Below are 25,899 nucleotides of genomic sequence, written 5' to 3'. Positions count from 1 at the left end.
TTTGTCATCTGCAATCTTTTACAAAAGATCAGCCGTCGCAGCGTTTGCCCGCTTCATCAACTGCGGCCGTAAAGCCCAACAACGAAAATGTATCTTTCGTGATTGTACCGCGACCGGAACGCCCGGTCAGAACGGCAGATGCACCGCGTTTCATCGCGGTCACGATGCGCGCATCATCCGCGGGACTTGCGGCCCAAGCGTTTTCGCCAGTGGTGAACAATTCAAACGCGCTGGCGCCGATTTCAAGCTTAACAGTTGACCCGCTTGCAAAAGGATAGCCGCCCGTGAAGGAAACCTGTGCACTGATCTCGGAAGATGGGTTCCATGTGACAAACATCAAGATTTGCCCACGGTTCACCGCTTTCGGGCGACCGCTCGCATCAGTGTTTACCGTGGCCTTCGGGCCAGAAACCGCCCAACATTGGGTTGGGCTATCATCGACAAAGACACTCCAATCCGTTTGGGCTGCAACACGATTGGTTGAAGTTGCCTGCGCAAGCGCCCCGGTTACGGAACCAGCAACAGACACCGCGCCCAAGCAGATCACGCCAACAATTGTGCGGAAAAGATGTGATTTCATTTCGATACAGCCTCCAGCTGCTATGCCTCTGTTCGGGCCCGACGATCCGTTATAGTCAAATCTGCCTCCCGAGATTACCCGATAGACTTACACTAATCAAAAAATGCAGTTGTTTGAAACCCCAATTCCCCCGTAAGTTGGCGAAAATCTGCGCATTCCATCAGGAGAGACACAATGACAGCCCCCCATATCTTAACCGAAATCTGGCGCGGGCCGGTTCTTGAATCCATTCACACGGGCCATGTGGTGATTTCAGATCATGCAGGGCAAATCGTCGAAAGCTGGGGAAACCCTGATCACATCACTTATCCAAGATCATCGTGTAAAATGATCCAAGCCCTGCCCCTTGTGGAAAGTGGCGCAGCCGATGCCTTTGGTCTCACAACCGAACATCTGGCCCTATCCTGCGCATCACACCAAGGCGCATTCATCCACACAGATCGTGTTGGAAAATGGCTATCCAACCTTGGCCTTAGGGAAAGCGATCTGCGCTGTGGTCCACAGGAACCAGCCGACATCCCGGCGCGTAATGCGCTTGTGAAAACCGATGATTCGCCATGTCAGTTCCACAACAACTGTTCCGGCAAACATTCCGGTTTTCTGACCTGGAACAAACATATGGGTCATGGTGCAGATTACCATGATCCCAGCCACCCGTTGCAAGTCACCATCAAGGACGCTTTTGAAGATACCACGGGTGAAACCAGTCCTGGCTATGGCATCGACGGCTGTTCTGCCCCCAATTATGCAACCTCTGTCGCTGGCCTGGCCCGTGCGATGGGGTTCTTTGCGGGTGCATCCGAAAGCGGCTCCGCCCGCGAAAAAGCCGCCGTGCGTTTGCGCGAGGCCATGGCCCTGCACCCCGAATTGGTCGCTGGCGAAACTCGGGCTTGCACTGAACTGATGCGCGCGATGGACGGAAAAGTGTCGATCAAAACGGGCGCTGATGGTGTTTTCGTCGCAATCATCCCTGAAAAGAAATTGGGTGTCGCGTTGAAAATTTCCGATGGCGCAACCCGGGCATCTGAATGCACGATCGCAGCTATCCTTGTGCGCTTAGGGGTTCTTGACCCCGAACATCCCGCCGCGAAGAAGCGTTTAAACACGCCAATCCTGAACTGGAATGGCGTGAATTGCGGAACGATTAATGCGGCAAAATCCTTTATTTAGGGTCTGTTATTCCACAAAATCCGATTTCTGATAGCCCTGCACATACAGCAGGGCTGTCAGATCACCAAAGTTGATCCGAATATCACATTCCGCTTGCACAGACGGTTTCGCATGCGCGGCAACACCGCTGCCCGCAAGGTGCAACATCCCAAGATCATTCGCCCCATCGCCAACAGCGATCACATCCTTTGGCGTTAGCCCCAAGCGTGCGGTGATTTCGTTGACCGCAGTGATCTTTGCCTCGAACCCTAGGATCGGCATGCCGACCTGACCTGTCAGGGCACCATCCACGTGCAACAACGTATTTGCGCGGTTCTCATCAAAGCCCAATTTCGCAGCGACATCCGCCGTGAAATCGGTAAACCCACCTGACACCAGCGCTGCGTAGCCGCCATTTGCTTTCATCGTTTGAACCAATGCGCGCCCCCCGGGCACAAGCGTAATGCGATTTACCAAAACAGTGTCTATTACAGAGCTTTTCAGCCCTTTCAGCAAAGCAACACGTTCTTTCAACGCATCCTCAAAATCAATCTCACCGTTCATGGCACGGGCAGTGATCTTCACCACCTGATCGCCAATTCCTGCCTCTGCAGCCAGCTCATCTATGCATTCTTGGGCAATCATTGTGCTGTCCATATCCGCCACGAGCACACGCTTTTTGCGCCCCTCCGTTTCTTGCACAACAAGATCCACTGACATTTTTTGCAACTCACCCCAAACATCCCAATGATTGTCGGGCATCTTTGGAATATCAAATTCTGCGGCCTCACCCGCAGACAACCACCGCAGTTCACCGCCCCCCCACGCGCTTCGAATTGAGTTCGCCAGAATGGGTTCCAGCATTCCGGGTTTTGCGATCATTGTGGCTGTGAACATAGGGCACCTGTCGTGTTTGCGTTGTGTTTCGCCGCATAACGACAATTTTTTACTTGCGCCAGAAAAAAACGCTGCTATTTCCAAAGGTGGGACACCCTTCCCCAACGAAGGGCTTATATCTGGAAGGATATCATGACTGATATTGTACACCCTGCCGCGCGGCCGGCTAATCCGCGTTTTTCTTCTGGCCCTTGCGCCAAACCTCCCTCATGGAATCTTGATGTTTTACGTGACGCGCCCCTTGGCCGTTCGCATCGTGCTGCTGGCGGTAAAGCCAAGCTTAAAGCTGCGATAGAAGAAACACGTGAGCTTCTGAACATTCCAGGCGATTACAAAATCGGCATCGTTCCGGCATCTGACACCGGCGCTGTTGAAATGGCACTGTGGAATTTGCTTGGCGCACGGCATGTTGAAATGTTGGCCTGGGAAAGCTTCGGCGCGGGCTGGATCACCGATGTTGTGAAGCAACTCAAGATAGAAGCAACCGTCAAAACCGCAGATTATGGCCAGATCGTTGATCTCAGCACTGTGGATTTCAACAATGACGTTGTTTTCACATGGAACGGCACCACATCTGGTGTACGCGTACCTAATGGTGATTGGATCAAGGATGATCGCGAGGGTCTGACCATTTGCGACGCAACCTCTGCTGCCTTTGCCATGGATCTGCCTTGGGACAAGTTGGATGCGACCACTTATTCTTGGCAAAAAGTCCTAGGGGGCGAAGCGGCCCATGGCATGATCATCCTGTCTCCACGCGCTGTGGAACGGCTTGAAAATTATGCCCCCGCTTGGCCACTACCAAAGATTTTCCGCCTCACAAAAGCAGGCAAACTGATTGACGGTATTTTCACGGGTGCAACAATCAACACGCCTTCCATGCTGTGCGTCGAGGATTACTTGTTCGCACTTTCATGGGCGCGCTCGGTAGGTGGTCTCAAAGGCCTAATCGCTCGCGCAGACGCGAATTCCTCCGCAATAGAGTCTTTTTGCGCTGCAAACCCTTGGATTGAGAACCTTGCAAACAATAAGGCGACACGTTCAAACACCTCAGTTTGCCTGAAATTCACGGACGCCCGCATCAAAGATGGCGCAGCCTTTGCCAAGGCCGTTGCAAAGCGTCTCGAAACCGAAGGCGTGGCTTTTGACATTGGTGCATATCGTGACGCCCCAGCAGGCCTTCGCATCTGGTGTGGTGCCACGGTTGAGACCAATGACATCGAGGCCCTATTGCCTTGGATCACCTATGCGTTTGAAGCTGAAATCGCGTCTCTCTAACACACCCCCTGAGCGCGCCTTGTCGATCAAAAAGCAGGGCGCCTCCCCCCACATATTCATAAAGGACCACGACCATGGCCCCTAAAGTACTCGTCTCTGATAAACTTTCCGAAACCGCCGTACAGATCTTCCGTGATCGCGGCATCGACGTTGATTTCATGCCTGATCTTGGCAAAGACAAGGCAAAACTAGCGGAACTCATCGGCAAATATGACGGTCTTGCGATCCGTTCTGCAACTAAAGTTACCCCCACGATTCTTGCCGCCGCTGACAATCTGAAAGTCATCGCACGTGCAGGCATCGGCACGGATAACATCGACAAAGACGCCGCATCTAAGAAAGGTGTGATCGTCATGAACACGCCTTTTGGCAACATGATCACCACGGCGGAACATGCGATTGCAATGATGTTTGCAGTTGCGCGTCAGATCCCAGAGGCCTCTGCCTCAACACACGCGGGCAAATGGGAGAAATCCAAATTCATGGGGGTCGAGCTGACCGGCAAGACCCTTGGCGTCATCGGTGCTGGCAATATTGGCGGCATCGTTTGCGACCGTGCGCGCGGGTTGAAAATGAAGGTCATCGCCTATGATCCCTTCCTTGGCGAAGAAAAAGCCAAACACATGGGTGTTGAAAAGGTCGAGCTGGATGACCTACTGAAGCGCGCTGATTTCATCACACTTCACGTGCCGCTGACGGATCAAACCCGCAATGTTCTATCCCGTGAAAACCTTGAGAAAACCAAAAAAGGCGTACGTATCATCAACTGTGCCCGTGGTGGACTGATTGATGAGGCGGCCTTGGCTGAAATGCTACAATCTGGTCGCGTCGCTGGCGCGGCGTTAGACGTTTTCGCTGTCGAGCCCGCGAAAGAGAACGTGTTGTTCAATCTACCGAATGTCGTCTGCACCCCCCACCTTGGTGCGGCCACATCGGAAGCTCAGGAAAACGTTGCCTTGCAGGTTGCCGAACAGATGTCTGACTATTTGTTGACCGGTGCGGTGACCAACGCCTTGAACATGCCCTCTGTGACGGCGGAAGAATCCAAGGTCATGGGGCCATGGTTGGCTTTGTCTGGCCACCTCGGCGCATTTGTAGGTCAAATGACCGATGAACCCGTCAAAGCCATTAACATTCTATATGATGGTAACGTTGCAGAAATGAACCTCGAGGCGCTGAACTGTGGCGTCATCGCGGGCATCATGAAGCGCGCGAATCCTGACGTGAATATGGTTTCTGCCCCAGTTGTTGCGCGCGAACGTGGCATTCAGATTTCCACCACCAATCAAGCGAAATCCGGCGCGTTTGACGGCTATATCAAAGTGACGGTCGTGACTGAAAAACGCGAACGCTCTGTGGCGGGCACTGTATTTAGTGATGGAAAACCACGGTTTATCCAGATTAAGGGCATTCAGGTTGATGCAGAAATCGGGCGTCACATGCTGTACACCACGAATGAGGACGTTCCCGGCATCATCGGCACACTGGGGCAAACCATGGGCGAAAATGGTGTGAATATCGCGAACTTTACCCTTGGACGATCAGCGGTAGGCGGAGAGGCGATTGCATTACTGTACATCGACCATGAAATTGATGAATCTGTGATTGCAAATCTGAATAAGACGGGCATGTTCCAAAGCATCAAGCCGCTGGAATTTGACGTCGTTTAAGGGATAAAAATGCGTCACTACGCCATAGGAGACGTGCACGGGCACCTCGATAAACTGCAAAAGGCCATGACGCTGATTGCAGAAGATCGCGTCCGTGTGGATGACCCCAAAGCGCCCGTGGTGCAGATCGGTGATCTGATTGATCGTGGCCACGATTCAAAGGGCGTGATCGAATTCATGATAGAAGGTGTGATCCGGGGTGAACCCTGGATCACACTGCTTGGCAATCACGACCGTCAAATGCTGTGGTGGCTGGAGAACCCCGAACGTCACGATCCCAACATGAAGCCGGACTATCACTGGCTGCATGACCGTATCGGAGGGCGCGAAACGCTGACCTCCTACGGTGTCGACATCAATACGCCCGCAGTGGAAATGCTTGCACAAGCACGCATGTTGATCCCTGTTGATCACGTCGATTTCCTCAGCGCGATGCCCAATTATTACCATCGCGGCAATCTGTTCTTTGCGCATGCTGGCATCAAGCCAGGCATTGAACTTGATCAACAAAACGAAGATGACCTGATCTGGATCCGTGGTGAATTTCACAATTCCCACGTGGATCACGGCGCATTGATCATTCACGGGCACACGCCCATTGATGCGGTCACACATTATGGGAACCGGATCAACATTGATACTGGTGCTGGTTGGGGAAAAGACGTTTCCACCATCGTAATTGAAGATCACGACGCATGGCTTTTGACGCCAACTGGACGAATTCCCCTTGGTTAGACCCTAATCATTGCGGATCATCCCCGTCAGCGCACCCGCGGCCAAAGCCGTGATAACCCAGCCTGCGACCTTAGCGAACCACCTGATCCACCACCCATGCCATCCCCAAGGGCTGCGCGAGGTTGACGGCGCCCATGCGCTTTCTTGGCCCAAAGTGACAATCGGAACCAGAAGGTCAGCGGCATAGGCATAGGAATGAAACGTCTCATAATCCTGACCCGCTTGCCCTGGCGACGACCAGAACTGTGCGGGGTTATCCGGGTGGGTTTCCGTGGCCGAAATCCAATTTGCCGAGATCAAGATCGGGGCCGCATCCGGTGCCATGTCACCCGCATCCCATGCTTTGCCGAAAAACCATCCCAATAGCAGAACCAGCAGAGATGACACAAAAAGCGCACGCGCAGGTCGATACCCATAACCGACAACATATTTCAAAACAGGCTCTATTACAGCCGAAAACAGGTATTTTGCCCATTTATGTTCAAGGGCCATAAGGCGTCTATTTTCGACCCGTAACAGACGTTCCTTATGCATCAAAACCGTTTTCGCATCAGTTCGGTGCCCAAGCGTAGATAGAACCCCTGCCAGATGTTCATACGGCTGGGCAGAAAATGGCATATCATCTGGACGTCGTTCTAACCATTCCAAGCGCGCAGCAACCGTTGTATCCGTATGGCGCGAAAAGTCTGAATAGTTAAAACCATCCAGACGTAAAGGGTACGATGCCCCGGGTGCGATGGGTTCATCCCGCAATCGCGTGACATACGCACCTGCGAAATTCACAATCCCACGGCTAATCTGATTATCCGACAGGTACAGAATTCCATTCACATGCGCCCGTGCCAACGACAAGGCAATGCCAGCGCCATGTTCTTCAGTTGCTCCAAAAGTCGTGCTGCCACCGTTCTCCTGAACGGAAATGGCAGTTCGCGTTATGAAAACATCATGTCCGATTCGGGCGGATGAAAAGAACAACGCGCCTTCGGTAACCAATGACGAATCAGTGTCTGAATAAGGGTAGTTTCCCAAAAACAGGGACCCATCCACGCGCAAGCCAGGTGCAAATACTGCGTCCTGCCCCCCGCTTTCAACGCGCAAACCACAAAGCTGCAAGTCACCTGTAATGCGCGCACCAGCGAGGCTAATTTCGCCCTGCACATGGCTATCACCACGAATATACAGAGACCCCGAAAACTGCCCATGATCGGCAGAAAATCCAGCCAAATGGCAGCCCGAAAAATGCAGCCCACGCAGTTGGGCATTCACAAAATTGGCGGGTTCAGCGAAGCAACAATTAGAGAAAGTTAGGTCGCGCGCGCAGTGAATACCTTGCAGGTCAAGGGCCCCTTGAACCCAAGCGCCGCGTAAGCGTACGCCCTTGGCATCAATTGGCAAATTCGGATGCAACAAAGCTGCCCGCAATAGCTCTGCGCGCAACATGTTGTTATCACTCGCGGTTTCAGGCAGATCCCCACCTGCGAACACTGTACGGCCAAGAATTGAAAGCCCTTCTAGAAACCGTGTTTCGGCGGTGGAAAGCGGGAAAAATGCATCAAATGTCATGGACAGAGAGTTGCATCTCTGCCCATATTGGTAAAGCGTGCAAACCTATTTTGACGTCGTTTTTGCGGCTTTGATCGCTTGCGACAGAACATCACGATCACCAATGTGATTGGCGAGAACCAATATTAACCGCGCATTAAGGGCGGCGGAAGCCTGTTCATCTAACCCCTCATGCGCGTTAAGCAACTCAGCATAAAAGCCATCATGATCCGCGATATTTGGTTTGGAATTTAGCATGTATCAGGCCCCTTTTGCACGCTGAATGGCATTCGCAATGTCAATCGCGGAAGGCGCAGCCCACCGCGCCGCAATATGTTGATCCGGGCGGAACAAGATTGTGCCGCCTCCCCCATCCCCTGCATAGCGTGTCTTCAATTCATCCGAGGGTTCTGCAACGTGGATCAATTTCACACCTTCGGGAACGTCTGGCGCCGCAAACCCGATGGTAAGAACAGCAAATTCCCCGCCGATCTGATCCAACAACCAACCGTTGGGCAATGGGGCATCCGAAGCGGAAGCACCCGGGCGCGTTCGCGCTGGAAAAGAGCCTATTTCAGGGGTATTCAGACAGGAACTATCATGAACAGCAGGCACCGAAAGGCGGCCCGAGTTCACCAATGGGCGGGTAAATTCATGCGTCTGCGCAAGATCCAAAACCGCATCCCGGAACACACGACTTATGCCTGATTTCGGTGTAATAAAGTCTGTGGAACGCGTGGAGTTCAGAATGTTTTCATCCGCAGCTTCGACACGTTCATCATTGTAGGTATCCAGTAAGGTTTCTGGCGCGTCGCCCTTAATCACGCTTGCCAATTTCCAACACAGGTTGTCGGTATCTTGCAGTCCAGAGTTCGCACCACGCGCCCCAAAAGGGCTGACCTGATGGGCCGCATCGCCCGCAAATAGCACACGACCATGGCGAAACTTGTCCATACGCCGACATTGGAATGTGTAAACAGACACCCATTCCAGCTGGAATTTTGTGTCTTTGCCCAACATCGCCTCAAGCCGGGGGATCACATTGGCAGGTCGCATTTCTTCTTCGCGATCAATGTCCCAACCAAGTTGTAGATCAATGCGCCAAACATCATCGGGCTGCTTATGCAAAAGCGCAGATTGCCCCTTGTTAAAGGGGGGATCGAACCAGAACCAGCGTTCTGTTGGGAACTCTGCGTCCATGATCACATCTGCAATCAAAAAGTTATCTTCAAACACACGCCCGCCAAAGTCACAGCCCATCATGCGACGTGTGGGCGAGCCCGCGCCATCACAGGGGATAAGCCATTCTGCTTCTATGTTGTACGGCCCCTCAACAGTGTCTATTTCAAGGGAAACATGCGTTTCATGCGTGCCGACTGCGGAAACTTTACTGCCGCCGCGCAGTTCAATATCTGCGCCCTCGGCCTGTAGTTCACGCACGCGATCTACCAGATATTCTTCCAGATAGTACTGCTGAAGATTGATAAAGGCCGGGCGTTTGTGGCCGCTTTCTGGCAACAGATCAAAAGCATAGGCTTCGTCTTCACCGTTAAACACCCGCCCCTTGTTCCAGGTCACGCCCTTTTCAACTAAACGATCTCCGATGCCCAGGCGGTCTGATATCTCTAGCATCCGTTTGGAAAAACAAATCGCGCGGGACCCGTGAGAGACTTTGTCATTTTCATCCACCACGACGACCGGAATGCCATGTTGCGCAAGATCAATCGCGGCGGCAAGCCCGACAGGCCCCGCCCCAATCACAACAACCTTGTGGCGCACAGGCGTGATCGCATCCTGATCCGGGCTGCGTTCATAGGGATAAAGTGGTTTTTCGAATATCTTCGTCATGTCTCTCTCCGGCATTTTAGTCGATCCCTTGCGCACGCCCTTTTAGGAAAAAGCGCCCGCAAGGGAGGGCTGAGTGAGTTAGCTTTGCAGGTCAGCCCACATGTCTAGATCACGTTGCGCGGTCCAAATACGCGGGGTCTCAATACCGCGCGCTTCGTCAAATGCACGAGCAACGTTAAAGGGCAGACAGTGCTCATAAATCGCATATTCCGCAAATTTAGGGTCACATTCTGCGCGTACAGCGTCCCAGGCTTCTTTCAAGGAACCACCGCGTGCGGCAACTTTTGCAGCCGGGCGATAAGTGCTTTCAACGAAGTCACGGGTGTTCTCAATCGCGGCTTCGACCATTTCACGACCAACAAGCGCATCACCACGACCAGGCGCGATGCAAACTGGATCAAACGACGCGATGTTATCAAGCGTGTCGCCCCAATCGGCGAAGTGACCGTCACCGCAATAACAAGCGGAATGATATTCAACGATATCGCCCGTAAACATCACCTCTGCGTCAGGCACCCAAACAACGGCGTCGCCAGCGGTATGTGCGCGGCCCAGTTGCATAATATCAACGCGGCGTTTGCCAAGGTAAACCGTCATCATGCCGTCAAAAGTGGTGGTCGGCCAAGTCAGGCCTGGAATGCTTTCATGGCCCTGAAACAGGCGTGGGAAACGTTGAAATTCGCTGTCCCAATCTTCTTGGCCACGCTCAACGACCATCGCGCGGGCATCGCCGGACATGATGATCTCCGGGGCATTAAATTCGGACGCGCCCAGAACGCGCACGGCGTGGTAATGGGTCAAAACAATGTGCGAGATCGGCTTGTCCGTGACCTTTCGGACCTCTTCGATCACTTTGCTCGCCAGACGTGGGGTTGCCTGTGCTTCGATGATCATGACGCTTTCATCACCGATGATAACGCCTGAATTAGGGTCTCCTTCAGCGGTAAAAGCGTATAGGCCGTCACCGATTTCCGTGAAGCTGATGTTCTTGTCTTCCATGTCGCCCTGAGACGCGAATGCTTTTGCCATGGTATGGATTTCCTTATTTTACAACCTGGTGGTCGTGTGGTTGATTGGCGCCATGATACAGAAAAAACATATTCCCCTGCTTCTCACCGCCCTTGTTGTTCTGGCCACCGCCATCATCCTTTTGTGGATGGGGCGAGAGCCGATTTGTAAATGTGGCTCCGTTAAACTTTGGTGGGGTAAAACCTTCAGTTCTGAAGGATCCCAGCACCTGACCGACTGGTACACACCCAGCCATCTCATCCACGGATTTATATTCTTTGGTTTTCTCTGGCTGGTTGCCCGTCGTATGCCCCTTGGCTGGCGTCTGCTGATCGCCACTTTGATCGAAGCCGCCTGGGAGATCTCTGAAAACACCACCGCCGTGATTGAACATTATCGCACGGTCACGATTTCGCTCGATTATTTCGGGGACAGTGTCGTGAATTCCATGGCGGATATTGGCGCGATGTTGCTGGGCTTCTGGCTGGCAAAGCGCCTGCCGATCTGGGCCAGCCTGCTGATTGTGATTGGGTTTGAGGTTTTCACCATGTTCATGATCCGCGATGGCCTTGCCTTGAACGTGTTGATGTTGGTCAATCCACTTGATGTCGTGAAAGAATGGCAGGCCGCCATTCCGCCAATCCAGTAAAGATAACGCGGCTTTGCCCTGTTGGGTGTGTTCCCAGATATGATCCTGGCAAAGCCGCATGTGTCTCTATTCCTCGCCAAAACCGGTGATTGCGGGCAGAATTTTACCTGTGCAGTCGCCAAAACCGATCTGGTAACCGTCACCCTTGGCGGCACCTTTTAAGGTCAGCGTATCACCATCCTCAATAAAGCCACGGGTCTCACCTGTGTCCAAGGTAAAGGGTTCTTTGCCGGCCCAGGACAGTTCCATCAGGGAACCATACTCAGATTTAGATGGGCCAGAAATCGTACCAGAACCCAGCAAATCGCCACCGTTCATGGGCACGCCACCAACCGCGTGATGACACAGTTGTTGCGCGGCGGAATAATACATGCGGCTGTAATTTGTCTGCGCAACTGTGGTTGCTTTGGCGGCACCTTCGGGCTGCATTGTGACCTCAAGCGAGATATCATACAGGCCCGGTTTGCTTTCTTTCAGATAAGGCAAAAGTTCCTTATCGCGGGCGGGTGTTTCGGTGCGAAAAGGCTCTAACGCAGCAGAAGTCACAATCCAGGGGCTGATGGACGTGCCAAAAGCCTTGCCTTGAAATGGGCCAAGCGGTTGGTATTCCCAGCCCTGAATGTCACGCGCAGACCAGTCGTTCAGCAACACATAACCAAAGATCATGTCATCGGCCTGATCAACCGTGATCGGTTGGCCCATCTCGGAAGAGGTGCCCACAATCGCGCCCATCTCAAGTTCGATATCAAGGCGTTTACAAGGGCCAAATGACGGCATTTCTGCATCAGGCGCTTTGCTTTGACCAAGGGGGCGGTGAATATCGGTGCCGGACACCACAACAGAAGACGCGCGGCCATTATATCCGATTGGGATATGCAGCCAGTTCGCGGGCAAATCAGGCGAACCCCGCAGGATCGCACCCATGTTTTGCGCGTGTTGTTTGCCCGCGTAGAAATCCGTGTATTCAGACACGACAAACGGTAAGTGCATCTCGGCGTCAGCGATCGGCACAAAGGCACGGGCGCGCATGTCGGCGTCATCACGCAGCACGGCATCACCATCAGCAGACAGCAGTTCAATCAGACGGGCGCGCAGGGCGTCCCAAGTCTCGCGACCGGCTTCCATCACTTCGTTCCAGAAGGGCAGATCCAGCATCGCGTCGCCGTCTTCATCAAGGGCAATCACGCCCTCTTCTTCGAGATAAGCCACATCAAGAATCATGTCGCCAATGGCAACGCCGCAACGCGGGTCTTCGTCGCCAGTGGTAAAAACGCCATAAGGCAAGTTGTTCAGGGGAAAAGGGCAATCAGCCGAATTGGCGCTTTCGACCCAGGATTTCATAAGAGAGGACATTCGCGTTTCCTTGTTAGGTTCTTAACCCGCGTCGGGCTGGTTTTCAGGGCGCGCCGCATCAAAGGCGGGCAGTGCCAGACAGGCCTGTTCGATCTCTAGCAGACGCGCAAAGGGTTTCATATCGGTGCCCCAACGATGGGCGTTATAAAGTTGCGCAACAAGGCAGACGTCAGCAAGACCCGGAACATCAGAAAAGGCATATTTAGTGTCTGTTTTGATCATCGATTGAAAGGCAGTGAACCCTTCTGTCATCCAATGGTTCATCCAGATCACAACGTCATCCTGATTGTGGCCCAGTGCCTTTAACTGCCCCCCAACACGCAGGTTATTCACCGGGTGAACATCCAAGGCGATGGCGTGCGCAGCGGCTTGCACCTTGGCGCGTTCAATCGGATCAACGGGCAGCAAGGCGGGTTCGGGATAGACGCGATCAAGGTAGTCCAAAATCGCCAAGGACTGCGTCAAAACCGTACCGTCATCCAACACCAGCGCAGGCACACCCTTACCGGGATTGATCACCTGGTAATCTTGCGCGCGCTGTTCCCCCTTCACCAGATCCACCGGCAGGGTTTCAAACGCCACCCCTTTCATGTGCAACGCAATGCGCACACGAAAGGAGGTGGTCGAACGCCAATAACTGTAAAGCTTCATACCGTTTACTTTTTCCCTGGGGTGCCGTCGAATTTCTTCTCGATGTCGTCCCAGCAGCTCATGTAATCGTCCTGCAAGGGCGCCTCATTCGCGGCAAAGGCAGTAATATGCTGCGGGAAGCGGGTTTCGAACATGAACGACATGGTATTGTCGAGTTTTTCTGGCCCAAGTTCCGTGTTCGAGGCTTTTTCGAACGCATCATTGTCCGGCCCATGCGGGATCATCATGTTGTGAAGCGACACACCACCAGGGATGAAGCCCTGTGGTTTGGCATCATATTGACCGTAAATATTGCCCATCAGTTCGGACATGATATTCTTATGGTACCAAGGCGGGCGGAACGTATCTTCCATGACCATCCAACGTTCGCGGAACAGCACAAAATCAATGTTTGCAGTGCCCGGCTGACCAGAAGGCGCGGTCAGAACGGTAAAGATCGACGGATCAGGGTGATCAAACAGGATGGAACCCACGGGGCAATATGTTGTCAGGTCATATTTCACGGGCGCATAGTTGCCGTGCCAGGCCACAACATCCAGAGGCGATTGATTGATATGGGTTTTATGGAACTGACCGCACCATTTGATGGTCACAGTGGACGGCACTTCGCGGTCTTCCCAAGCGGCCACGGGTGACTTAAAATCACGACGGTTCGCCATGCAATTCGCGCCAATTGGGCCACGACCCGGAAGTTCAAATTTCTGCCCATAGTTTTCACAGACAAAGCCACGTGCTGGGCCTTCAACCACCTCAACACGGTACAAAAGACCACGCGGAATGATCGCGATTTCCTGTGGGGCAACGTCGAGAATGCCCAGTTCGGTGTAAAACCGCAGAACACCGTCTTGCGGCACAACCAGGATCTCGGAATCCGCTGAGAAGAAGTAATCATCTTCCATGGTTTCCGTCGCCAGATACACATGTGTCGCCATGCCGACTTGGGTGTTCACGTCGCCCGCGGTGGTCATGGTGCGCATGCCCGTCACAAACGTCAGTTTTTCATCCGTATGTGGCACGGGATCCCAGCGGTATTGACCAAGGGAAATCACATCCGGGTCCACATTTGGCGCGGACTTCCAGTATGGCATGTCGATTTTCTCATAGCGCGCAGAATGCTTAACGGATGGGCGAATGCGATAACACCAGGTGCGCTCGTTTTGATGGCTCGGCGCAGTAAACGCCGTGCCTGTCAACTGCTCACCATACAGACCATAGTTACACTTCTGCGGGCTGTTCATTCCCTGAGGCAGAGCGTCAGGCAGGGCCTCAGTTTCGAAATCATTACCGAATCCTGGCATGTAGCCTTCATGCGGTCCAGCTAAAGAAGGGGCAATATTCATACGCGTTTGCTTGGTCATCGGGGCCTCTCGACAGCTGGAATAGGGTGGTTCGTTTGACCATCATTATCGTTGCACTTGCAACGAAGTCAAGATCGGCCTTTAAACTCCCCCACTTTACTGACCTAATTATGGGGCTACTCTTGATCGCACCCCATATTCATGCGCATCTAAGAAAAACCGTAGAAAGCCAAATGACAGATATTATCCCACGTTTCAGCCTAGAAGATTTCTTGCCCTACCAACTTGCCGTGGCATCAACGCGCGTATCCCGCAGGTTTGAAAAAACCTATCGGGAACGCTTTAACCTGACTGTGCCAGATTGGCGCGTACTTGCGCATCTCAGTGATTCCGGGACAGTTTCCGTCCGCGAAATTCATCAACGTGTGGATATGGATAAATCAAAGATCAGCCGCGCCGCCAGCCGCCTGGAAGATCGGGGTTTGATCCACAAACGCCCCCACCCCACCGACGGACGCCTGCTGGAACTTACGTTAACCGATCAGGGACGGCAGATGGTTTCCGAAATGGCACCCTTGGCGCATGCCTATCAAGCGGAACTGATGGCTGAACTTGGCGATGGTGCCACATTGTTAAAACAACAATTATGCGAGCTGTCGAAACGCAGCGAATAAAACGCCGTGACGAAGCGTAATGCTTTCCACATCAAGGCCAACGCGTAGACATAGGGTAACCAGTTTCGGAGGACTCCCATGTCAAATATGGCAGATATCGTAATTCTTGATGGCGCACGCACGGCAATCGGCACATTCGGCGGCAGCCTTGCGGCCCTCAGCCCTGCTGATCTCGGCACCCATGTGGCCAAAGCCGCGCTAGAACGTTCCGGCGTTGAGGCCGCCCAAATCGGCCATGTTGTCTATGGCAATGTCATCAACACAGAACCCAAAGACATGTATTTATCGCGTGTTTCCGCAATCGGCGCAGGTATTCCAGACAGCACCCCGGCAATGAATGTGAACCGCCTTTGTGGGTCGGGTGCGCAAGCTATTGTCTCGGTATATCAGTCTCTATTGCTGGGGGATTGCGAATTTGCACTCGCTGGCGGGGCGGAAAGCATGTCACGCGCGCCCTATATTATGCCGGCTGCGCGCTTTGGCCAAAAAATGGGCGATGTGACTTCGCTTGATATGATGTTGGGCACGCTAAACTGCCCCTTTGGCAGCGGTCATATGGGCATCACTGCGGAAAATGTTGCGGGGGAACATAATGTCACCCGTCAAGACATGGATGCGTTCGCACTGGCCAGCCAAACCCGCGCCAAAGCCGCAATCGAGGCAGGGTATTTCGCCAATCAGATCGCCCCGATCGACATTCGTGTAAAGCGTGACATGGTACCCTTCGACACGGATGAACACCCAAAGGCCAGCACCCTGGAAACCCTGGCCGGTCTACGCCCCGCGTTTAAAAAGGATGGCATGGTCACCGCAGGGAACGCTTCTGGTATCAACGACGGTGCGGCGGCTATGGTGCTTGCCACAGCCGATGCCGCTGAACGTGCAGGGTTGAAACCCAAAGCGCGCATTCTTGGGTATGCCCATGCAGGCGTTCGCCCCGAAGTCATGGGTATTGGTCCGGTGCCCGCTGTGCAAAAACTATTCGCAAAAACGGGTCTAACAGGTGCCGATTTTGATGTTATCGAAAGCAACGAAGCCTTTGCCGCACAGGCCATTGCTGTGAACAAGGAACTGGGCCTTGATCCCGCCAAGGTGAACCCAAACGGCGGCGCAATTGCATTGGGCCATCCCGTGGGGGCGACGGGCGCGATTATCACCATCAAAGCGATGTATGAATTGGAACGTATCGGCGGCAAACGCGCCTTGATCACCATGTGCATCGGCGGCGGTCAGGGCATCGCGCTGGCCATCGAGCGCATTTAACCTTCCAACTGGCCGCATACGTTAAATCTGACGAATGCGGCCAGTTCCACGATACGACACGAACATTGAGACATGGCTGATTTCCATTTTTGGCGCTGCGATTAACAGCTTGTTCACCCTGATCTGTGATTTTGACACGATCACGATTCATCCGGGGGACGCAACTTGGACCTGTCAGAAAAGCTCGCACATGAACGCCGTGGCCGATTGGCCGCCGAGCGCCTGCTTGAGCTAAAGCAAGTTCAACTGTTTGATGCCAATGATCGCCTTGGACAACATGCCTTACAACTGTCAGATCAGATCATCGAAAAACGAGAAGAAGCGGAACACCTGCGTGAAGAAGCGGAACATCTGAAAGGTGAAAACACCCAGGTGCGTTCCGATCTTGATACGGCTGAACAGCGCCTGTGGAATTCGATACAGACGATCCAGGATGGGTTCGCCGTGTTTGACAACACCCAACGCATGGTTACCGCCAACGATAATTTTATACAAATATTTGATGGGCTTGATGAAGTTCAGCCAGGTGTTTCCTATGGTCGGCTTGTCGAACTTCTGGTCGAAGAAGGTGCCATTGATATTGGCAAGAAACACCCTTCAGAATGGCAGACACAAATGTTGGAACGCTGGTTGTCGACAGCACCCGCTGACATTACGATCAAGCTTTGGAACCAACGTTTCATCAAAGTCATTGATCGGCGCGCCCCCAATGGCGACACGGTAACTTTGGCGCATGATATCACGGACACCATTCGTTACGAACATAAACTGAAGGAAGCCCGCGATCGGTCCGAAACCGCGAATCGCGCCAAATCATCCTTCCTCGCCAACATGAGTCACGAACTGCGCACCCCGATGAATGGCGTCGTGGGCATGGCTGACCTGCTGCAAGACAGTGATCTGGATGACGAACAGCAACTATATGTGGACACGATCAAAGGATCCGGCGAGGCGCTGCTGGTGATAATCAATGACGTTCTTGATTATTCAAAAGTTGAGGCGGGCAAACTGCAACTCACATTGGAACCATTTGATCTATTTCAAACGCTTGACGAAATATGCACTCTGCTGCGCCCGACGGCCACGGACAAAGGTCTCGCGCTGGATTTTCAATGGGAAGACGATCTTGCCCGTCAGTTCATCGCGGATCCTGGCCGTATCCGCCAGATCATGATCAACCTGCTTGGAAACGCCATAAAATTCACGCTTGAAGGGCAGGTTGTCTTGCGGGTCGCTGGCGTGGAAACCTCTGACCCAGAAAACATGTTGATACGCATTGAAATCGAAGACACCGGGATCGGAATTCCGAAAAATCAGCTCGAACATATATTCGGGGAATTCAATCAAGCAGAAGATGAACACAGCCGCAGCTTTGACGGTACGGGCCTTGGCCTCGCGATCACACGGGAACTTGTTCACTTGATGGGCGGCGATATTTGGGTCGATTCGATTGTAGATGAAGGATCTTGTTTTGGCCTGAAAATCCCTCTCCCCCGTGTTCCTGAAGAACCCAGCAACAATCGAATCATCGCGGGCCTTCACGGCCCTAATGCCACCAGGCCGCAGAAACCTGATTTCCAGACGGTCCACATTCCAACAGAGAGTCTTTCCACATCAAACGAAGCTATTGCAGCTGTTGATGTTCCCGTCATGCAGCCAGACGTCGCACCCGACGATATCCCGATTTCAGATGAACCCATAACGACAGAAGCTGCCCCTCGGATGATGCGCGTGCTTGCGGCTGAGGACAATAAAACCAATCGCCTCGTATTTAGTAAAATGATCAAAGCTTTGAACATTGACCTTAAATTCGCCGAAAATGGCATTGAGGCGGTCGAATATTTTCAAGCCTTCAATCCCGACATGATTTTCATGGATATCTCAATGCCCAAAATGGACGGAAAACAGGCAACCGCCGAAATCCGCCGCCTTGAGATCGAAGCGGATACATCACCTGTCCCAATTGTCGCCGTCACAGCCCATGCAATGGATGGCGATTCAGATTCTATTTTTGCCGCAGGCGTGACGCATTACCTCACGAAACCCCTGAAAAAGGCGCTGATTATTGAAAGAATCCACGACGCAAAGCCGGAAGAATGTGCGGACTTGGACGGCATAGAATAAGTCTTAATCTTGCGAGATCGTTTCTAAAAACGCGTCCCCAAAACGTTCAGCCCTGGCCATATCCATTCCTGGAACACTGGCCAATGCACCGATACTGCCGGGACGGCGTTCCGCAATGTTGCGCAACGTGCTTTGACTGCAGGATAAGGGCTTATCGATCCCGTCAACACCGCGCTGCAAAGTCAGATGGATCTGCGAAAGCCGATCAAACAATTCGCCCGAGGTTTTCCCTGCCATCGAACGTCTAATCGGATGCATCTGCGCGGGGCGTTCCCCGGCGATGACCTCTAGAAATTCAGCGCCATAACTATCAAGTTTCTTCGCACCGACCCCGGAAACCTGCGCCATCTGATCAAGATTCATGGGGCGTGTTTCCGCCATTTCAATCAATGTTTTATCGTTGAAAATAATATAGGCAGGTACATTTGCGCTTTCCGCCAATCCACGACGTTTGGCCTTCAGCGCGGACAACAACGGCGCGTCATCCTCACTGACCAATGTTTTCACAGCGGGGCGACGGGTGGTTGATTTTCGAATGCTGTCTTTGCGCAATTCAATGGTGGCTTCATCGCGCAACAAAGGGCGCGCGGCTTCTGTCATACGCAAGGCGCCGAAACGTTCCCGGTCTGGACGTACCAAATCATGCCCCATCATTTGGCGAAAGATACCTTGCCATTGCTGACGCGTATATTCTTTTCCAACCCCGAACGTTGGCAGTTTTTCATGGCCATGATGTTCGATTTTATCCGTGGTTTTACCCAGCAGAATTTCAATCAAATGACCCGCCCCAAAATATTCACCCGTGCGCAAAATCGCTGACAGCGCTTTGCGCACCGCCAACGTTCCATCAAAAGTTTCCGGTGGTGTTTGACACAGATCACAATTCCCGCAGGGCTCAGCCGCCTCACCAAAATAGCCCAACAATTTCACGCGTCGGCAGGCCAAAGATTCAGCCAATCCCAGCAAAGCATTCAGCCGCCCATGATCCGCCATTCTGCGTTCCGCTGGGGCAAGACCTTCGTCAATTTGAGTACGACGAAACCGGATGTCATCGGAACCATAAAGCGTCAGCGTTTCCGCAGGTGCGCCATCACGACCACCGCGCCCAATTTCCTGGTAATAGGCCTCAATAGATTTCGGCAAATCCGCATGCGCAACCCAGCGTACATCAGGCTTATCGATCCCCATGCCAAACGCCACGGTCGCCGCAACCACCAACCCATCTTCACGCTGAAACCGCCGTTCCACAATGCGCCGATCATCGGCCTCCATCCCGCCATGATAGTGACACGCCACATGCCCAGCGTCATTCAGTGCCTTGGCGAGGGATTCGGTCTTTTTCCGTGTGCCACAATAGACAATTCCAGATTGCCCTTTGCGCGCGCTTGCGAAATCTAAAATTTGCTGACGAGGTTGGTCTTTGGCACAAAATGCCAGATGCAAATTGGGTCGATCAAACCCGTGCAGGAATGTCTTTGGCGCCTCACCATCAAACAGACGGGTGACAATTTCCGCGCGGGTTTCTTCATCGGCTGTGGCAGTAAATGCGGCCAGCGGCACATCCAATTTCTTGCGCAACTCACCGATACGCAAATAATCCGGTCGAAAGTCATGCCCCCACTGACTGACGCAATGCGCTTCGTCCACGGCAATCATCGTACAATTTGAACGCAACAACATGTTCTGCGCAGCACCCGACGCCAAGCGTTCTGGTGCAAGATACAATAGTTTCAGACGCCCTTCACGCAGGGCATCGAACACTTCGTCTGTTTCTTCGTCCGTGTTTTGGGAAGTTAATGCACCGGCCTCGACCCCCGCTTCGCGCAGGGCACGCACCTGATCGCGCATTAAGGCAATTAACGGGGAAATCACAACCGTCACGCCATCGCGACAAATTGCAGGCAATTGAAAGCAAAGTGATTTCCCACCACCCGTTGGCATAATCGCCAAGGTGTTTTCGCCGTTGAACACGGCTTCCGCCACCTCTGATTGACCAGGGCGAAAATCGGAAAACCCGAAAACCGAAGATAGATTATCGCGTAATGTCTGCATTGCCTGTGGGACTATCCATGTTTTCGACGGTTATCACACAGGCAGGATTCAGCAGCAAGCGCCCTAGCGCAAACCAAAGATCGCAGGCAAAATGATATTGCGCAACGCGATCAAGGCGACGAACACCGCCAATGGTGCAAGATCAAGCGGACGTGTATCTGGCAAGTAGCGGCGCACAGGCGCATAAAGCGGTTCCAACAAACGGTTAAGACCGCTCCACAATTGCCAAACCAAGGGTTGTTGCGTGTTGAGAACCTGAAAGTTGATCAGCCAGCTCATGATAATATGTGCGATCATGACCATCCAAACGACGCCAAGGATCAGCCGTAGCAGTTCATCAATTACCATTCTTTTCGGGCTCCTGTATTTCGCTCATTATGCAACTATGCAATCTGCACCCATCACGCAAGGTTATGCTGGCGTTTTCCGCATTTCGCGTTAACGACAGACCGAATATTGCAAAGGGCGCAACATGTATCCGATTTTTCGAATGGCCAAAGAAATCGCCATCCATTGGCACGCCAAGCCGCTTGGCTTCTTTGAAACTCATGTTTCTCATCACATCTGCTGGCCTTGGGATCTTGATTTTTGGATGGAACTGAACAACGGTCGCACGCTGACCATGTTCGATCTTGGCCGTGTCCCACATTCTATGCGGATCGGCATCATTGGCCTTGTGCGCAAAAAGGGGTGGGGCATGGCGGTTGCCGGGGTTTCCGTGCGCTATCGTAAGCGCGTGCGTGCCTTCCACAAGGTCGAAATGCGGACATCCTTGCTGGGTTGGGATGAACGTTTTGTCTATATGGAACAAAGCCTTTGGCGCAAAGGCCAATGCACAGGCCACATGTTATTGCGCGCCGCGGTCACCGATAAAAACGGCTTGGTTGCACCAGAACGTGTCCCCGAGGCCATGGGCATACAGATCGAAAGCCCGCCCTTGCCGAGTTGGGCAAAAGCCTGGATTGACGCAGAAGCAACCCGCCCCTGGCCCCCAGAACCAAACCCACACGACAGTTAAACCCACAGCACTGTTGCCTGCCACTTGGTTTCCCGCCATACCTTGAGAAACCAAGTGGTATAGAGGTGTAGGTTTGTCTGAGATTTCATTGCGCAAGAAAATCTGGGGTTGGTTCTTTTTTGACTGGGCCAGCCAACCTTACAACACGCTTTTACTGACGTTCATTTTCGGCCCCTACATCAAATCTATCATTGGCGATGGCGCTGAAGCCCAAGCCCTTTGGGGCTGGTATGTCGGTATGGCAGGTCTGATCATCGCCGTCATCGCCCCAGTTTTGGGTGCGATTGCTGACAACGCAGGCAATCGTGTGCGCTGGATTTGGTTGTTTTCGGTCATGTATGTGATCGGATCTGCCGGTCTATGGATCGCCGCACCTGAGGCTACGAACTTAAACACCGTGATGATCTTCTTCGTGATCGGGTTGATAGGGATGGAATTCGCGACGATTTTCACAAATTCCATGTTGCCTGATCTTGGCTCTCGCGAAGAAGTTGGGCGCATCTCAGGCAATGGCTGGGCATTTGGCTACGTGGGAGGCTTGATCACGCTTGTGGTTATGCTTTTGTTTTTTGCAGAACAAGGCAATGGCAAAACCCTAATCGGAATGGACCCATTGTTTGGTTTTGACGCGGCCCAGCGCGAAGGCACACGATTTGTTGGCCCGCTCACAGCCATTTGGTTCATCCTTGGTATGATCCCATTTTTCCTATGGGTGAAAGACCCCAAGACCTCATCCGTGTCGGGAGTGCAAATCGGTAAAGCCCTGAAGGGACTCGGAAAAACTGTTTCTGGGTTGCGCACACAAGGCAGTCTAGCGGCCTATCTGTTGTCATCCATGTTTTACCGCGACGCATTGAACGGGATCTATGTTTTTGGCGGATTATACGCATCAGGCGTCCTGGGCTGGAGCGTCGTAAGCACGGGCATCTTCGGTATTCTCGCCATTATCACGGGCGCGATTTTTGCATGGTACGGCGGGCGTGCAGATGAAAAATTTGGTCCGAAACCCGTGATCGTCACCTGTGTTCTTGCGCTAACTCTTGCCGTGATCTTGGCCGTCTTCATCAATCGTCAATCTGTCATGGGCATCCCGGTTGATGCCGCGTCATACTTACCAGACATTGCCTTCTATTTCGTTGGGGCATTGATCGGTGCAGCTGGCGGCGCGTTGCAATCTGCCAGCCGCACGATGATGGTGCGCCAAGCCAACCCCAATCGCATGACCGAAGCCTTTGGGCTTTACGCGCTATCCGGCAAAGCCACGTCTTTCATCGCGCCATTCCTGATCTTCTACTTCACCAGCACCTTCGGCAATCAAGCTGTCGGCATCGCTCCGCTTATCGCATTGTTCCTTATTGGTCTGGTGCTGTTGAAATGGGTAAAACCCGAAGGTGAGCAGAATTCGTAACGAGGCTATTTAATGAAATATCTATTCCTTTCCGCATGTCTGGCGCTGGGGGCGGCATTGCCAATTCACGCCCAAGATGCACCAGCCAAACAGTTTTTTGGCGCCCATGATGAGGCCTCTAATCAACGTGCGAGGTCGCACGGATCTTACGCCAAGGGCTGCATCGCAGGTGCCGAACAATTGGCTGAAACCGGGCGCACTTGGCAGGCGATGCGTCTGTCGCGCAACCGCAACTGGGCCCATCCCCGCACCGTCGACTTTGTGCAACGTCTCTCGCGTGAGGCCCGCGATATCGGCTGGAATGGCCTTTACATTGGCGACATGTCGCAGCCCCGTGGCGGCCCCATGCTGTCCGGGCACCGTTCACACCAGATCGGTCTTGATATCGATATTTGGATGCGCCCGGCGATGGATTTAAACCTTTCGCGGCGTCAACGTGAGAACCTCAGCTCGATCTCTATGCGTCGTGCCGGTGGTGCTTTTGTGAACAACAATTGGACACCCGAACACCATGCGATCCTACGCGCGGCCGCCAGCGACCCCGAAGTTGCACGTATTTTCGTATTTCCAGGTGCGAAGGTGCAAATGTGCAACGACGAAACTGGGGATCGTTCTTGGTTGAATAAGATTCGCCCTTGGTATGGGCATCATTACCACTTTCATGTCCGCTTGCGCTGTCAGCGCGGATCGCGAAATTGCGAAAACCAAGCCCCACCCCCAGCAGGTGATGGCTGTGCCGATGCGCAACGTTGGGTGAATGACATTCTTGACCCGCCCCCTCCACAACCACGTGACCCTAATGCGCCAGCACCACAGCCGCGCCGCGAATTGCGTGTTTCCGACCTGCCACAAAAATGCGTAGACGTTCTAAACTCGCGCTAGCGGCTTTTCTGCTGATCTGTACCGGTGCAATAGCCCAAGATCAGCAGAGCCCAGCCCCCCAAGCGCAATATCTAAGCAGCTTCGCCCCCGGCAATGTGATTGCCGGGTTTGGTGGCCTATCAGCGCTGGAAATCAGTGAGGATGGCAATCGTTTCTTTGTTCTCAGTGATCGGGCCATTCTGTTCGAGGGGCAGTTTGCACGCAATCAAACCCAGATTTCGGACATGTTGATTGCACCTGCTATGTCATTACGTGATGTGGACGGGCAAGAATTTCGTGGGAAATCCGGCGACAGCGAAGGTCTCGCTTTGTCAAAAAACGGCAATCTTATGCTTTCGTTTGAAGGTGTTCCGCGCCTTTCATCCGTGCCAGATACGCATGCCGAAACCATAGACTTGATACGCCACACACGCCCCGATGCGTTCCGGCAATTGCCTGAAAACGCCGCGCTAGAAGCTTTGGCCGTTGATGAGAACGGCGCATATTTCACCCTGCCCGAAGACCCACGTGATGGCGGTGACTTCCCAGTTTGGCGGTATCGACATGATCTCTGGGATCAACCTTTTGCCATTGCGCGTCATGATGGTTTCTTGGCGGTGGGTGCAGATTTCGGCCCCGATGGCATGTTTTATTTGCTTGAACGCAAACTGGCATTCCCTGGATTTGCCAGCCGTATCAGGCGGTTCACCATTACGGGCGATCATATTTCTGAAGGCGAGGTCATTTTGAAAACCACACCCGGTCAGCACGACAATCTTGAAGGAATTTCCCTTTGGCGTGACGATCAATGGCGCATACGCATCACGATGGTGTCGGACAATAATTATTTCATTCTGCAAACCACCGAATTTGTCGAATATGTAATGCCTTGATTTATCGGCGCGGCCCGTGCTAAAGCGCGCCGTCCCGTATGACATGGGGCCGAGTTCTCCGCTACCTTGATAAAACGGGATCATATCATGACACGTCTTCTCCCCGGCATTCTTGCCATGGCCGCAATTGTGGTCACCTCTAACATCCTTGTTCAACACCTGCTTGGCAGCTGGTTGACCTGGGGTGCTTTCACCTATCCTTTCGCCTTCCTTGTCACCGACATTATGAACCGCGTATATGGCGCACAGGCCGCGCGTAAAGTGGTTTTCGTCGGCTTTGTGACCGGCATCATCTGTTCGTTCATCGGCACACAGATCATGGGTGAGTTTGGCCCACTTGTGACCCTGCGCATCGCAATAGGGTCTGGTTTGGCCTTCCTGACCGCGCAACTTTTGGATGTCGCCATCTTCAACCGCCTACGTGAAGGCGCTTGGTGGCGTGCGCCCTTGGCATCCACGTTGATCGGATCAACGGTTGATACCGCGATCTTCTTTACCATCGCGTTTTCTGCCGGCTTTATCTTCCTTGAGCCAGGCAATGATGTGTCCTGGGCCGGCGAGGTTTTGCCCTTACTTGGCGTTGGCTTCATGGCCCCGCTGTGGGTGTCGCTTGCGGTCGCTGATTGGATGGTCAAGCTGACCTTAAGCCTGATCGCACTGGTACCCTTCCGGGCCTTCACAAAAAATTCACGGGCACATCCTGTATAATTTATTTTGACAAACACAAAATCTATGGCAACCTCATGGTGTGAATATCAACCAGAAGGGAGGTGCCAATGATTATTGGGAAACAGGAGCAGCTGGTGAAGGTTACGAACGAGGGAGCATTCGACAGGCAATCTTAGCGAATGTGATCTCGGCTCCGGGCTTCAGGGCCCTGCTTGCCACCTCCAATTCTCGAGAAGAGCCTCTGCGACATCCGCAGGGGCTCTTTCATTTTGAGACATC

General features: G+C 53.0%; 24 protein-coding genes. 13 read left to right on the top strand and 11 right to left on the bottom strand.

Features of this window, described 5'->3' with window-relative positions; translation table 11 throughout:
- Nucleotides 1-28 precede the first annotated feature (28 nt).
- Complete coding sequence (locus RJ38_RS09030) at nucleotides 29-580, bottom strand: invasion associated locus B family protein (protein ID WP_039018519.1); 552 nt, start codon at nucleotides 578-580, stop codon at nucleotides 29-31.
- 174 nt (nucleotides 581-754) lie between these two features.
- Between RJ38_RS09030 and RJ38_RS09025 the strand changes: the two genes are divergently transcribed.
- A complete protein-coding gene (locus tag RJ38_RS09025) occupies nucleotides 755-1,750 on the top strand; it encodes an asparaginase (protein WP_039018518.1) in 996 nt (331 codons plus the stop codon).
- Nucleotides 1,751-1,756: 6 nt separating this feature from the next.
- On the opposite strand, the gene serB is transcribed toward RJ38_RS09025, so the two are convergent.
- On the bottom strand, nucleotides 1,757-2,626 hold the full coding sequence (gene serB / locus RJ38_RS09020) for a phosphoserine phosphatase SerB (protein WP_039018517.1): 870 nt from the start codon (nucleotides 2,624-2,626) through the stop codon (nucleotides 1,757-1,759).
- A gap of 132 nt (nucleotides 2,627-2,758) precedes the next feature.
- On the opposite strand from serB, the gene RJ38_RS09015 reads away from it, so the two are divergent.
- The 3 genes from RJ38_RS09015 to RJ38_RS09005 all read left to right on the top strand — a co-directional run bounded on the left by RJ38_RS09015 (nucleotide 2,759) and on the right by RJ38_RS09005 (nucleotide 6,309).
- Nucleotides 2,759-3,904, top strand: coding sequence for a phosphoserine transaminase (locus RJ38_RS09015; RefSeq protein ID WP_039018516.1), 1,146 nt, complete (start codon nucleotides 2,759-2,761; stop codon nucleotides 3,902-3,904).
- A gap of 74 nt (nucleotides 3,905-3,978) precedes the next feature.
- Nucleotides 3,979-5,574 carry a phosphoglycerate dehydrogenase gene (gene serA / locus RJ38_RS09010; protein WP_039018515.1) on the top strand — a complete coding sequence of 532 codons (1,596 nt, stop codon included), beginning with the start codon at nucleotides 3,979-3,981 and terminating at the stop codon, nucleotides 5,572-5,574.
- A gap of 9 nt (nucleotides 5,575-5,583) precedes the next feature.
- Nucleotides 5,584-6,309 (top strand): metallophosphoesterase, encoded by a 726-nt coding sequence (locus tag RJ38_RS09005; RefSeq protein WP_039018514.1) that lies wholly within the window; start codon nucleotides 5,584-5,586, stop codon nucleotides 6,307-6,309.
- Between the two features lie 3 nt (nucleotides 6,310-6,312).
- Here RJ38_RS09005 and RJ38_RS09000 read toward each other — a convergent pair whose 3' ends face one another.
- From RJ38_RS09000 to RJ38_RS08985, 4 genes are all read right to left on the bottom strand, one after another.
- Nucleotides 6,313-7,872: a pentapeptide repeat-containing protein gene (locus RJ38_RS09000; protein WP_039018513.1), complete on the bottom strand. Its 1,560-nt coding sequence runs from the start codon at nucleotides 7,870-7,872 to the stop codon at nucleotides 6,313-6,315.
- 45 nt (nucleotides 7,873-7,917) lie between these two features.
- Nucleotides 7,918-8,109 carry a DUF2783 domain-containing protein gene (locus tag RJ38_RS08995; RefSeq protein WP_039018512.1) on the bottom strand — a complete coding sequence of 64 codons (192 nt, stop codon included), beginning with the start codon at nucleotides 8,107-8,109 and terminating at the stop codon, nucleotides 7,918-7,920.
- Nucleotides 8,110-8,112: 3 nt separating this feature from the next.
- Nucleotides 8,113-9,699, bottom strand: coding sequence for an FAD-dependent oxidoreductase (locus tag RJ38_RS08990; RefSeq protein WP_039018511.1), 1,587 nt, complete (start codon nucleotides 9,697-9,699; stop codon nucleotides 8,113-8,115).
- 78 nt (nucleotides 9,700-9,777) lie between these two features.
- Complete coding sequence (locus RJ38_RS08985; protein ID WP_039018510.1) at nucleotides 9,778-10,728, bottom strand: MBL fold metallo-hydrolase; 951 nt, start codon at nucleotides 10,726-10,728, stop codon at nucleotides 9,778-9,780.
- 52 nt (nucleotides 10,729-10,780) lie between these two features.
- On the opposite strand from RJ38_RS08985, the gene RJ38_RS08980 reads away from it, so the two are divergent.
- On the top strand, nucleotides 10,781-11,356 hold the full coding sequence (locus RJ38_RS08980) for a DUF2585 domain-containing protein (RefSeq protein ID WP_039018871.1): 576 nt from the start codon (nucleotides 10,781-10,783) through the stop codon (nucleotides 11,354-11,356).
- A gap of 66 nt (nucleotides 11,357-11,422) precedes the next feature.
- On the opposite strand, the gene fahA is transcribed toward RJ38_RS08980, so the two are convergent.
- The 3 genes from fahA to hmgA are packed head-to-tail and all read right to left on the bottom strand — an operon-like array spanning nucleotide 11,423 to nucleotide 14,718.
- The gene (fahA, locus tag RJ38_RS08975; RefSeq protein WP_238321671.1) at nucleotides 11,423-12,709 is read right to left on the bottom strand and encodes a fumarylacetoacetase; all 1,287 of its coding nucleotides are present in this window, start codon (nucleotides 12,707-12,709) and stop codon (nucleotides 11,423-11,425) included.
- Between the two features lie 21 nt (nucleotides 12,710-12,730).
- Entirely contained in the window at nucleotides 12,731-13,360 is a 630-nt protein-coding gene (gene maiA, locus RJ38_RS08970) for a maleylacetoacetate isomerase (protein ID WP_039018509.1), read from the bottom strand.
- Nucleotides 13,361-13,365: 5 nt separating this feature from the next.
- Nucleotides 13,366-14,718: a homogentisate 1,2-dioxygenase gene (gene hmgA, locus RJ38_RS08965; RefSeq protein WP_039018508.1), complete on the bottom strand. Its 1,353-nt coding sequence runs from the start codon at nucleotides 14,716-14,718 to the stop codon at nucleotides 13,366-13,368.
- A gap of 173 nt (nucleotides 14,719-14,891) precedes the next feature.
- Here hmgA and RJ38_RS08960 point away from each other — a divergent pair, with 173 nt between their 5' ends.
- The 3 genes from RJ38_RS08960 to RJ38_RS08950 all read left to right on the top strand — a co-directional run bounded on the left by RJ38_RS08960 (nucleotide 14,892) and on the right by RJ38_RS08950 (nucleotide 18,719).
- Nucleotides 14,892-15,332, top strand: a complete 441-nt coding sequence (locus tag RJ38_RS08960) for a MarR family winged helix-turn-helix transcriptional regulator (protein WP_039018507.1) — start codon at nucleotides 14,892-14,894, stop codon at nucleotides 15,330-15,332.
- Nucleotides 15,333-15,419: 87 nt separating this feature from the next.
- A complete protein-coding gene (locus tag RJ38_RS08955; RefSeq protein ID WP_039018869.1) occupies nucleotides 15,420-16,595 on the top strand; it encodes an acetyl-CoA C-acyltransferase family protein in 1,176 nt (391 codons plus the stop codon).
- A gap of 165 nt (nucleotides 16,596-16,760) precedes the next feature.
- The gene (locus RJ38_RS08950) at nucleotides 16,761-18,719 is read left to right on the top strand and encodes an ATP-binding protein (protein WP_039018506.1); all 1,959 of its coding nucleotides are present in this window, start codon (nucleotides 16,761-16,763) and stop codon (nucleotides 18,717-18,719) included.
- A 3-nt stretch (nucleotides 18,720-18,722) separates the two neighbouring features.
- On the opposite strand, the gene recQ is transcribed toward RJ38_RS08950, so the two are convergent.
- On the bottom strand, nucleotides 18,723-20,771 hold the full coding sequence (gene recQ / locus RJ38_RS08945; protein WP_039018505.1) for a DNA helicase RecQ: 2,049 nt from the start codon (nucleotides 20,769-20,771) through the stop codon (nucleotides 18,723-18,725).
- A gap of 63 nt (nucleotides 20,772-20,834) precedes the next feature.
- Nucleotides 20,835-21,119: a YggT family protein gene (locus tag RJ38_RS08940; protein ID WP_039018504.1), complete on the bottom strand. Its 285-nt coding sequence runs from the start codon at nucleotides 21,117-21,119 to the stop codon at nucleotides 20,835-20,837.
- Nucleotides 21,120-21,243: 124 nt separating this feature from the next.
- On the opposite strand from RJ38_RS08940, the gene RJ38_RS08935 reads away from it, so the two are divergent.
- From RJ38_RS08935 to RJ38_RS08915, 5 genes are all read left to right on the top strand, one after another.
- Nucleotides 21,244-21,789, top strand: a complete 546-nt coding sequence (locus RJ38_RS08935) for an acyl-CoA thioesterase (RefSeq protein WP_039018503.1) — start codon at nucleotides 21,244-21,246, stop codon at nucleotides 21,787-21,789.
- Nucleotides 21,790-21,862: 73 nt separating this feature from the next.
- Nucleotides 21,863-23,197 (top strand): MFS transporter, encoded by a 1,335-nt coding sequence (locus RJ38_RS08930; RefSeq protein WP_039018502.1) that lies wholly within the window; start codon nucleotides 21,863-21,865, stop codon nucleotides 23,195-23,197.
- A gap of 12 nt (nucleotides 23,198-23,209) precedes the next feature.
- Nucleotides 23,210-24,079 (top strand): penicillin-insensitive murein endopeptidase, encoded by an 870-nt coding sequence (mepA, locus tag RJ38_RS08925; RefSeq protein WP_039018501.1) that lies wholly within the window; start codon nucleotides 23,210-23,212, stop codon nucleotides 24,077-24,079.
- Complete coding sequence (locus tag RJ38_RS08920; RefSeq protein WP_039018500.1) at nucleotides 24,052-24,951, top strand: esterase-like activity of phytase family protein; 900 nt, start codon at nucleotides 24,052-24,054, stop codon at nucleotides 24,949-24,951. Before mepA ends, RJ38_RS08920 begins: the two co-directional genes overlap by 28 nt.
- Nucleotides 24,952-25,038: 87 nt before the next feature.
- Nucleotides 25,039-25,659, top strand: a complete 621-nt coding sequence (locus RJ38_RS08915; protein ID WP_039018499.1) for a queuosine precursor transporter — start codon at nucleotides 25,039-25,041, stop codon at nucleotides 25,657-25,659.
- The last annotated feature ends 240 nt before the right edge of the window (nucleotides 25,660-25,899 follow it).

The organism is Halocynthiibacter namhaensis (assembly GCF_000812685.1).
GTDB classification, from domain to species: domain Bacteria; phylum Pseudomonadota; class Alphaproteobacteria; order Rhodobacterales; family Rhodobacteraceae; genus Halocynthiibacter; species Halocynthiibacter namhaensis.
Note: the sequence above shows the minus strand (reverse complement) of the source record. Positions and strands in the feature narration are given on the sequence as shown.